8 protein-coding genes are annotated in these 9,364 nt (G+C 71.2%); 4 read left to right on the top strand and 4 right to left on the bottom strand.

Going from position 1 to position 9,364, the window contains the following annotated elements; translation table 11 throughout:
* On the top strand, window positions 1-617 hold a 617-nt coding region (locus tag K2Z83_RS05360; protein ID WP_220594150.1), incomplete at its 5' end, for an SDR family oxidoreductase.
* Between the two features lie 131 nt (window positions 618-748).
* Window positions 749-1,516: a hydroxypyruvate isomerase family protein gene (locus K2Z83_RS05355; protein WP_220594149.1), complete on the top strand. Its 768-nt coding sequence runs from the start codon at window positions 749-751 to the stop codon at window positions 1,514-1,516.
* An 89-nt stretch (window positions 1,517-1,605) separates the two neighbouring features.
* On the opposite strand, the gene K2Z83_RS05350 is transcribed toward K2Z83_RS05355, so the two are convergent.
* Window positions 1,606-2,796, bottom strand: a complete 1,191-nt coding sequence (locus tag K2Z83_RS05350; protein WP_220594148.1) for an MFS transporter — start codon at window positions 2,794-2,796, stop codon at window positions 1,606-1,608.
* Between the two features lie 141 nt (window positions 2,797-2,937).
* Window positions 2,938-4,545, bottom strand: a complete 1,608-nt coding sequence (locus K2Z83_RS05345) for an amidohydrolase (RefSeq protein WP_220594147.1) — start codon at window positions 4,543-4,545, stop codon at window positions 2,938-2,940.
* 212 nt (window positions 4,546-4,757) lie between these two features.
* Between K2Z83_RS05345 and K2Z83_RS05340 the strand changes: the two genes are divergently transcribed.
* Window positions 4,758-5,432, top strand: a complete 675-nt coding sequence (locus K2Z83_RS05340) for a histidine phosphatase family protein (RefSeq protein ID WP_220594146.1) — start codon at window positions 4,758-4,760, stop codon at window positions 5,430-5,432.
* Window positions 5,433-5,568: 136 nt separating this feature from the next.
* On the top strand, window positions 5,569-6,342 hold the full coding sequence (locus K2Z83_RS05335) for an RDD family protein (protein WP_220594145.1): 774 nt from the start codon (window positions 5,569-5,571) through the stop codon (window positions 6,340-6,342).
* A gap of 66 nt (window positions 6,343-6,408) precedes the next feature.
* Here the strand turns inward: K2Z83_RS05335 and K2Z83_RS05330 are convergent, their stop codons facing one another.
* Both K2Z83_RS05330 and K2Z83_RS05325 read right to left on the bottom strand, forming a co-directional pair.
* A complete protein-coding gene (locus tag K2Z83_RS05330) occupies window positions 6,409-7,737 on the bottom strand; it encodes an NAD(P)/FAD-dependent oxidoreductase (RefSeq protein ID WP_220594144.1) in 1,329 nt (442 codons plus the stop codon).
* Window position 7,738: 1 nt separating this feature from the next.
* Window positions 7,739-9,229 (bottom strand): beta-ketoacyl-ACP synthase II, encoded by a 1,491-nt coding sequence (locus tag K2Z83_RS05325; RefSeq protein ID WP_255603344.1) that lies wholly within the window; start codon window positions 9,227-9,229, stop codon window positions 7,739-7,741.
* Window positions 9,230-9,364: the final 135 nt, after the last annotated feature.

Here is a 9,364-nt window from a genome sequence, read left to right as displayed (position 1 = left end):
TCCCGACCGATGTGGCCGACCCTGCGCAGTGCCGGGCGCTGCTCGCGCGGGCCGCCGCCGCCTGCGGGCGGGTGGACATCCTGGTCAATAACGCCGGGGTGGGCCTGGCCGGGCCGGTGGCCGAGCTGGACGTGCCCGACCTGGAGCGGGCGCTGGCCGTGGACCTGCTCGGCCCGCTGCGCCTATGTCAGGCCGCCGTGCCGATCATGCGCCGCCAGGGCCGGGGCCAGATCATCAACGTCTCGTCGGTGCTGGCCGAGCAGACCCTGCCCTACCTGGGCGGCTACGCGGCGGCCAAGGCCGCCCTTGAGCGCATGAGCGAGGCTCTGCGCATGGAGCTGCGCGGCGCGGGGGTGGCGGTGAGCGTGCTGCGCCCCGGCACCACCCGCACCGAGTTCAGCCGGAGCCGGCTCGGCCGGGGCAGCGAGCGCCGCCGCGTGGCACCCAGGGGCGTGCCGCCCGAGGCGGTGGCCCTGGCCCTGCTGCGCGTGGCCCGCCGCGAGCCGCGCCTGGCCTACGTCACACTAGGCGACCGGCTGAGCCTCCTGGCCGCCCGCCTCGCCCCCGGCCTTGTCGAGGCCGCCCTGGCCCGCGCCATCGGCTGGGATGGGGGGTAGCGCGCGGATGGCGAAATTGCCGATGTGCGATACAATAAGGCAAGCAATCTCCCTGCCATCGATATGGTGCGCCCGTTCGGCGTGGGCATCACGGGGCTTCCAGGGATCAGCTGGATTGATGAGGTGCGACTATGGCGACCCCACCACTACGCTTCTCGGTCTGCGTGGAGACGCTCTTTCACGAGAAGCCCTTCGAGCAGCGCCTGGAGTATGTTCACGATCTTGGCTTCCCCGCCTTCGAGTTCTGGGGCCGCCAGGGTAAGGATATGAACATCACCCTCGCCCTGAAGATGGCCCTGCGCCTGGAGGTGAGCGCCTTTGTCGGCAGCACCACCTCGCTGGTGGACCCGGCCCAGCGCCCGCAGTTTCTCACCGATATTAACCGCGCCGCCGCCCTGGCCTTCGACCTCTCCTGCGCGAACCTGATCGTCTCGAGCGGCCCGGCCCTCCCAGGCGTGCCCCGCGAGGAGCAGCAGGCCAGTATGGTCGCGGCGCTCCAGGCCGCCGCCGAGACGGCCGCCGACGCCGATGTGACCCTGGTGCTGGAGCCGCTCAACCAGCGCGATCACCCGGGCACCTTCCTCAGCTCCTCGGACGAGGGCTTCGCGATCGTGCGCGCCGTGGGCAGCCCCAATGTCCGCCTCTGCTTCGATATCTACCACCAGCAGATCACCGAGGGCGACCTCAGCCGGCGCATCACCGAGAACCTCGACCTGATCGGCCACATTCAGGTGGCCGATGTCCCCGGCCGCAACGAGCCCGGCAGCGGCGAGATCAACTACGAGCATATCTTCGGGCTGCTGCGCGAGTGTGGCTACCAGGGCTTCGTCGGCCTGGAGTATATCCCCCGCTTCGATGCGGCGGCCAGCCTGCGGGCGGTGCGCGCCCTGAGCCAGTGATTAATTGCAGATTGTAGATTGCAGATTGTAGATTGCCGGACAATCTGCAATCTGCAATCTGCAATCTGCAATCTGCAATCTGCAATGGCCTAATCCCCGGCCGGCACGGCGGCCGGCACCGCCAAGGGGCGGCTGCGGCCGGGCAGGGTGAAGCCGAGGATGGCCGCCGGCACGCCCAGCAGCGTCAGGTAGAGCATCACCGTCTGGAGGCCGACGACATCGGCGATGGTGCCGGCCAGCCAGGTGCCGATCGCGCCGCTGGCGAAGGTGAAGCCGAGGATGAGCCCGGCGGCGAAGCTCTGCTTCACCGGCAGGAGCCGCTGCGCGTAGACCACCAGCACGCTGTGCTGCCCGCCGACGAGCAGGCCGGTGGCGGCGCAGGCGGCGAAGATCACCCAGGTGGACGGCGACAGGAAGCAGAGCATGCCCACCGGCACGCTCAGCAGCAGCGGCCAGACGACCGTCACCCGCATGCCGAAGCGGTCGGCCAGGTTGCCGTTGATCACCTGGCCGATGGCCCCGGCGCCCATGAACACGCCGGCCAGCAGCCCAAACAGCGTCGGGTCCCAGCCGCGGTCGCTGAAGAGCTTGGGCAGGAAGGCCTGGTAGGTGGCCTGGATCGACGAGCGGACGGCCACCAGGGCGACGAAGGCGATGATCAGGCTGATGGCGATCTGCTGGCGCGGCGGCGCGGCGCGCTCGGGCCGGGCGACGCGCTGGGCGCGGCCAGCCTGCGAGCCGCTGCTGAAGAAGAGCAGCGCGGCCGGGATGAAGGCGAGCACGGCCAGAGGGATGATGCCGATGCTGCTGAACCTCCCGGCCAGGAAGCCGGCCAGGAGTGGCCCGAGGGCCAGGCCGGCCTGGCCGCCAAAGAAGAAGATCGCCGTGGCGCTGCTGGCCCGGTCGGGCTCGGCCAGGGCCGCCGAGGCCGTGCCGACGGGGTGGAAGAGGCCGCTGCCCAGGGGCGCTATCAGGAAGACCGGCAGCAGCAGCGCCCAGCTCGGCGCCAGGGCCACCAGGCTGTAGAACAGGCCCATCCAGGCCACGCCGATGGCGGCCAGCAGCAGCGCGCGGCCGTGGAGCCGGTCGGCCAGCAGGCCGAACAGCGGCTGCGAGAGCGAGCCGATCAACAGGTATGCCGTCAGGGCGGCGGCGATCTGCCCGTTGCTCAGGCCGAGCGGCACGGCCAGCACGGCGAGCAGCACGGCGCCGGTGCTGTTGAGCACATCGATCATGAAGTGGCCGCTCACCACGGCCATCAGCTGTCTGTTGCGAAACATAGCGCTCTTCTCTCTTCTCTCAGTGGGGCGCAGCCCCACACCTGTTTGCAAGGGCTGCCGCCCATAATATATGGCCGAGATTGCCAGCGAAGCTGGCAGTCTCAGCCATATATGTATGGATTCCTGGGGGCCGGAGGCCCCCTACCGCTCAAACACAACCTTGCCCTCGACGAGGGTCATCGCGGCGGTGATCGCGTGCAGCTCGCCCGGCGCGCTGCGGAACGGGTCGCCGGTGAGGACGGCCAGGTCGGCCAGCATGCCGACGGCGACACGGCCCTTGATGTCGGCCTCGCCGCTGGTGATGGCCGGGCCGACGCAGTAGGCCTCAAGGGCCTCGGCGACGGTGAGGCACTGCTCGGGGTGCCAGCCGCCCTGCGGGACGCCGCCGGGCCGCTGCCGGGTGACGGCGGCGTGGACGCCGGCCCAGGGGTTCATCGTCTCGACGGGGGCGTCGGAGCCGAAGGCCAGGGTGGCCCCGCTGTCGCGCAGGGTGCGCCAGGCGTAGGCGAGGCTGCAGCGCGGCCCCCACAGCTCATCGGCGGTCTCGATGTCGCTGGTGCAGTGGATGGGCTGCATCGAGGCGATCACGCCCAGCTCGGCGAAGCGGCCGACATCTTTGGGGTGGAGCACCTGGCAGTGCTCGATGCGGTTTGGCATGGCCAGTGCCGGGGGGGGGCCGTCGCCGCGGGCCAGCTCGATCGCGTCGAGCACCTTGCGGTTGGCCGCGTCGCCGATGGCGTGGATGATCACGCTGATGCCGTTGGCGTTGGCGCGGGCCACCGTCTCCTCAAGCACATCGCGCTCGATGGTGGCGATGCCCAGGTGGCGGCGGCCCTCGTAGTGGCTGAGCATCTCGGCGCTCTCCGAGCCGAGCGAGCCGTCGGCGAAGATCTTCAGGCCGCCGACGCGCAGCCAGGGGTCGCCCAGGCCGCTCTTCAGCCCCAGGGCGATCGCCGCGTCCAGGTCATCGACCGAGATCGTGGAGAGGCAGCGCAGGCTGAGCTCGCCGCGCCCGCGCAGATCCTGCAGGTCGATCAGGGTCTCGCGGCCGTCGGTGGGGCCGGTGCTGGTGGGGATGTGGATGCTGGTGATGCCGTAGCTCAGGGCCTCGCGCAGCGCGAGGCGCAGCGCGGCCTGGCGCTCCTCACGGCTGTGGGGCGGCACGACGGCGCGCAGCAGATCCATGGCCGTCTCCAGCAGGATCCCGGTCGGCTCGCCGTCGTGGTCGCGCTGGATCTGGCCGCCCGACGGGTCGGGCGTGGCGGCGGTGATCCCGGCCGCCGCCAGGGCCGCGCTGTTCGCCCAGAGCGAGTGGCCGTCCTTGCGCGAGAGGACCACCGGGGTGGTCGGGCAGACGGCGTCGAGGTCGCTGCGCGCGGGCCACTGGCCGCCCCAGGCGGAGTGGTCCCAGCCGCCGCCGCGCAGCCATGCGCCGGGCATCATGCCGCCGGCGCGGTCGGCCACGCGGCCCACCGCCTCGGCGATGCTGGCCGCCCCGCCCAGGCGCACGTCCTGGCTGGCCAGCCCCTGGAAGGTGATGTGGACGTGGGCGTCGGTGAGGCCGGGCACCACGGCGCGGCCCTGGAGGTTGATGCCCTCGCTGCGCCCGGCGGCGGCGGTGACGGCCTGCACGTGGCCCTCGCTGCCCATCGCGACGATACGCCCGTCGCGGATGGCCACCGCCCGCACCACGGGGTGCTGCGGGTCGAGGGTGTAGATCGGGCCATTGTAGAGTATCAGCGTTGACATGGGGCAACCCCTATCGCGTGTGCGCCGGGCGACCCATGCGCCAGGCGGTCATGAGATCGTACCTGTGTCATAACCGATTGTCAACCATCGGACGAACGAGCGCAGCGTCGCCGCCCGCCGTTGGTCGTTCGCCCCTGGTCATGGTATGATGGCGCGTGGGTGGCCGCACAGGCGCCATCGCAAAGGCGCGCGAGGAGTGAGGAGCATCATTGATGACCAGCACCATCTACCTGATCCGCCACGGCGAGACGGACTGGAACCTGGCGGGCCGCTGGCAGGGCCACGCCGATGTGCCGCTGAACGACCTGGGCCTGCGCCAGGCCCGCCTGCTCGCCCAGCGGCTTCAGTCTGAGCAGATCCAGTTCAACGCGATCTATAGCAGCGACCTCGCACGCGCCTACCAGACCGCATGGGAGCTCGGGTCCGCCGTGCGCGTCCCCGTGCAGCTCTACCCGCCCCTCCGCGAGATCGACATTGGGGCCTGGAGCGGCCTGCACTACGACCAGATCCGCGAGCAGTTCCCGATCGAGGCGAAGCTGCTTGAGGAGGGCCAGGACATCCCCCGCGGCGGCGGCGAGACGCTGTCGGCCCTGCGCAAGCGCGTGGTCGAGGCCGTCGAGGCGATCATCGCCCACCGCGACGGTGAGACGATCGCGCTGGTGACCCACGGCGGCTGCATCCGCATGCTCCTGGCCCACGTCGAGAGCTACCACGGCGACGGATTCAAGCGCTTCCCGCACATTGGCAACACCTCGATCAGCATCGTGCGCTGCGGCAAGAGCAGCTGGGAAGCCCTCGATATCAACGATATGCGCCACCTGGAGGAGCTCCACGAGGCCGACCTGGCCTCCTCGCCCCCCGATGACGCCGAGCGGCCGGCGCTCTAGGGTATAGGGTACAGGGTACAGGGGATAGGTCGGACATCGCGCTCTGTCCCCTGTCCCCTGTCCCCTGTACCCTGTACCCTGTACCCTGTCCCCTGTACCCTGTACCCTGTACCCTGTACCCTGTACCCTGTACCCTATGGACGACCGCTACCTCGTCGAGACGCCCGAGATCATCGACTTGGCCTACGACGTGGCCGGGCTCGGCTCGCGCTGTCTGGCGGCGGCGATCGACACGCTGCTGATCCTGCTCGTCCTGGGCGGCCTTGGGGCGGCGCTCTTCTTCGCCGTCGGCCAGCTGGTTGACGAGGCCGCCGGGAGCCTGGTGCTGGCCGCATGGTCGCTGCTCTCCTTCGCCGCGCTCTGGGGCTACTACCTGGCCTTCGAGCTCGTCTGGGCCGGGCAGACTCCGGGCAAGCGCGCGCTCGGCCTGCGCGCGGTGCGCGAGGGCGGGCGCCCGCTTACGGCGAGCGCCTCGGCGGTGCGCAACCTCGTGCGGATCGTTGACTTTCTGCCCTTCGGCTACGGCCTCGGCACCCTGGTGATGTTCGCCGACCGGCGATCGCGCCGCCTTGGCGACCTGGCCGCCGGCACCCTGGTGGTGCGCGAGGGCGCGGCGATCTCGCTCGACCGCCTCACCGCCCAGTCGGCCCCAGTGCTCATCCCGCCCCGCGCGCCCGACGCCCCGCCCACGCCGCTGCTGCCCGACCTGCAGCGCATCGCCGCCGATGACTACGAGCTGGCCCAGGACTTCCTTCGCCGCCGCGACCGGCTCGCCCCCGAGCCGCGCGCCCGCATGGCCGCCCAGCTCGCCGCCGCCCTGCGCGCCCGCCTCGGCCTGCCCGATGGCGGCGAGCCCGAGCTGTTCATCGAGCACCTCGTGCGCGAGTACCGGGTGTACCGGGACACGTAGGGGCGCAGCAGTAGGACGCCGCAGGCCGCAGCGCGATGTGTCCCTACGCGTCCTACTGCTGCGCCCCTACTTCATCCGCATCGCCCTTACCGCCGCCGCCTCGCCGCTGAGGATGGCCCCCTCGACGAAGGGGCCGCCCAGGTAGTCGCCGGCGAAGGCCAGCCCCGCCGGCCCGTGCTCGCCGTCGGCGAGCCGCTGGAGCCGCTGGAAGTGGCCCACATCGAACTCGGGCAGCGCCTCGGGGCAGCGGTAGAGCCGCTGGAAGACCGCGCGCGCGGTCGGGTCGTAGCGCGGGGCTAGCCGGCGCAGCTCCGCGAGCATCAGGCCGGTCAGCGCCTCGTCGTCGCACTGGCGCAGGCCGGCCATCGCCGGGCCAGAGAGGTGCAGGGCCAGGGTGTCGCGACCGGGCGGCGCGGCCGAGTCACTCTTCACCGCCTGGATGGTCGCCGAGGCCAGGAAGGCCGACTCGCGTCGGGGGAACAGCAGGCCGTAGAAGTCGCTCGGGAGCCGCCCGCAGGTTCCGGTGGCCAGCAGGGCGGTGGACGAGTAGCGCACCCCGCGGAAGAAGGCCAGCCGCTCGTCGCCGAGCCAGGGCATCAGGCCGGGCACGGCGCTGGCCGTGGTCGCGCAGATGACCATATCAGCCGCGAGGCCCTGGGCGCCGCCCTCAAGGCGCGCCAGGAAGCCCCCGCCGGGCCGGCGCTCCACCGCGCAGACCCGCGCGCCCAGCCGCACGTCCAGGCCGGCGGCCATGGCCTGGGACAGCTGGCCGAGCCCCTGGCGCAGCGTGAAGAGCTGGAGCCCCGCCGGGTGACTCAGGCCCGCGCGCAGCACCAGCATCAGCAACGCCCGCGAGGTGCGCTCCGGCGTCCAGTAGAAGATCCCCGAGAGCGGGGGCTGGAGCACATACTCCAGCAGATCCTCGGAGAGGTGGGCGCGGGCGTAGTCGCTCACCGAGGAGTCGTCGATCGGGTGGGCCTTCTGGAAGGCCGCCAGGTCGAGCAGGGGGGAGTGGCGCACCAGCGAGGCCAGCAGGTAGGAGAGGGCCAGCTTGTGTCGTGGCCCGACCAGTGCGGTCAGGGCCAGGCGGGCGCTCGGCCAGAGCGAGTGGAATCGCCCGTCGCGCAGGATGGCCGAGCTGCTCGGGATGCGCCGCAGGTCGCCGCGCAGGCCGAGCTCATCGATCAGGGCCAGGGTGCGCGTGTAGAAGCTGGCCAGGAACTCGGCGCCCAGCTCGATCTGGCAGCCCTGCTCGACCAGCGTGCGCACGCGGCCGCCCACCGTCGGCTCAGACTCGATCACGATGACGCGGGCGCCGCGGGCGCGCAGCTGGCGGGCGGCGGCCAGCCCGGCGACGCCTGCGCCGATGACGATAGCTGTGGGGGTTTTGCTCAACTTACTTCATCAGCAAGATCGGGAGGAGGTTGCTGATCCACATATAGCGCATGATCTTCAGGGCCAGGGTGATCGTCGCATCGTCGGCGCTGCGGGCCAGCATGATGATCACGGCGATGGTCGGCAGCACCGCGCAGGGCAGCAGGGCCAGCAGGTAGGCCGCCCCGGCCAGGCCGGCCAGCCAGGGCAGCAGGGCCACCGCGATGAAGAGCAGCCCGGCGGCCTGGAAGATCCACACCGCGCCCCGCACGCCGAGGGCCGTCGCCACCGTGCGCAGTCCGGCCCGCCCGTCGCCCCGCCAGTCCGTCATGGACTTGATCGCGCTGACCGGGACGCTGTGGGCGTACTCGCCGAAGACCTGCTTGATCGCCCTGGTCTCGGCCACATCGCCGAGCAGGGTGGATGTGGCGTGGGCGTTGATATAGTCCACCTGCTGGGGGTCGACCCGGGCGCGCTGGAGGGCGCGGCGCATGGCGCGGGCCGCCCCGTGGCCCTCCGGGTCGGGCGAGGTGACGTGGTAGGCGTCGGCGGTGGCGGCGTAGCCGATCAGCTCGGCGAGGATGGGCGCGCCGCGGCGGCGGGCGCTGGAGAGGCGCTCAAGCACGAAGACGCCGGCGCCCTCGCCGGAGACGAACCCGTCGCGGCCCAGGTCGAAGGGCCGCGAGGCGCGGGCCGGGTCGGCGTTATAGCCGGTGCTGAGGGCGCGCATCACGCAGAAGGCGCCGAGGCTGAGGGCGGTGATCGGGGCCTCGGCGCCGCCGGCCAGCATCACCTCGGCGTCGCCGCGGCGGATGATCTCGGCGGCCTCGCCGATGGCCTGGGAGCTGGCGGCGCAGGCGGTGCTGATCGCCGAGATGTGGCCGCGCAGGCCGAGCTGGATGGCCACCTGGCTGGAGGGCATGTTCGGCACGGCCGCCGGGATGAAGAAGGGGCTGATCTTCATCGGGCCGCGCTGCACCATGGTGATCACGGCCTGCTCCACGTCGGGCATCGATATCGTGCCACAGGCGATCAGGGTGCCGACATCATCGCGGTTGCCAGCGTCGATGCGCAGCCCGGCCGCGTCGACGGCCATGCGCGCGGCGGCCACGGCGAGCTGGCTGGAGCGCGACATGCGCCGAGCCTCCTTGGCGTCCATGAACTCCTGCGGGGCGAAGTCCGGAACCTCGCCGGCGAGCTGGCAGGGGAAGGCGCCAGGGTCGAAGCGGGTGATCCGTCCGATGGCGCTGCGCCCGGCGGCCAGCCCCTCCCAGAACGGCCCGACGCCGACGCCGAAGGGTGAGACAACGCCGATGCCGGTGATGACGATGCGATCATCCTCGCTCTGGTCATCGGGGATGAGCGGCAGCGGCGCGGCGAGCGGGTCGTCCTCTAGCACCTCGGCCAGGAGCCGGTCGATCTGGGCGTCGATATCGGCCTCGGTAGCGTACTGGAAGAGTGCCAGCAGCTCGGCGCGAAGTATCTCCCGTCGGTTCGTCGATGTGCGCGCCATAGATCTCACCTTGTGCTATGCCCCAGATCTCGGCGGAAATTATAGCACGGGGCATACCATTTAGGGCTGATGCCCTAAAAAACGCTGTTAGCGCGAATACGCGCTGGGTACACCTGGGAGCGTCGGTGGCCCCGC

This window comes from Oscillochloris sp. ZM17-4, assembly GCF_019599295.1.
In the GTDB taxonomy this organism is placed as follows: domain Bacteria; phylum Chloroflexota; class Chloroflexia; order Chloroflexales; family Chloroflexaceae; genus Oscillochloris.
The sequence above is the reverse complement of the archived record's forward strand: the minus strand, read 5'-3'. Positions and strand labels throughout refer to the sequence as shown.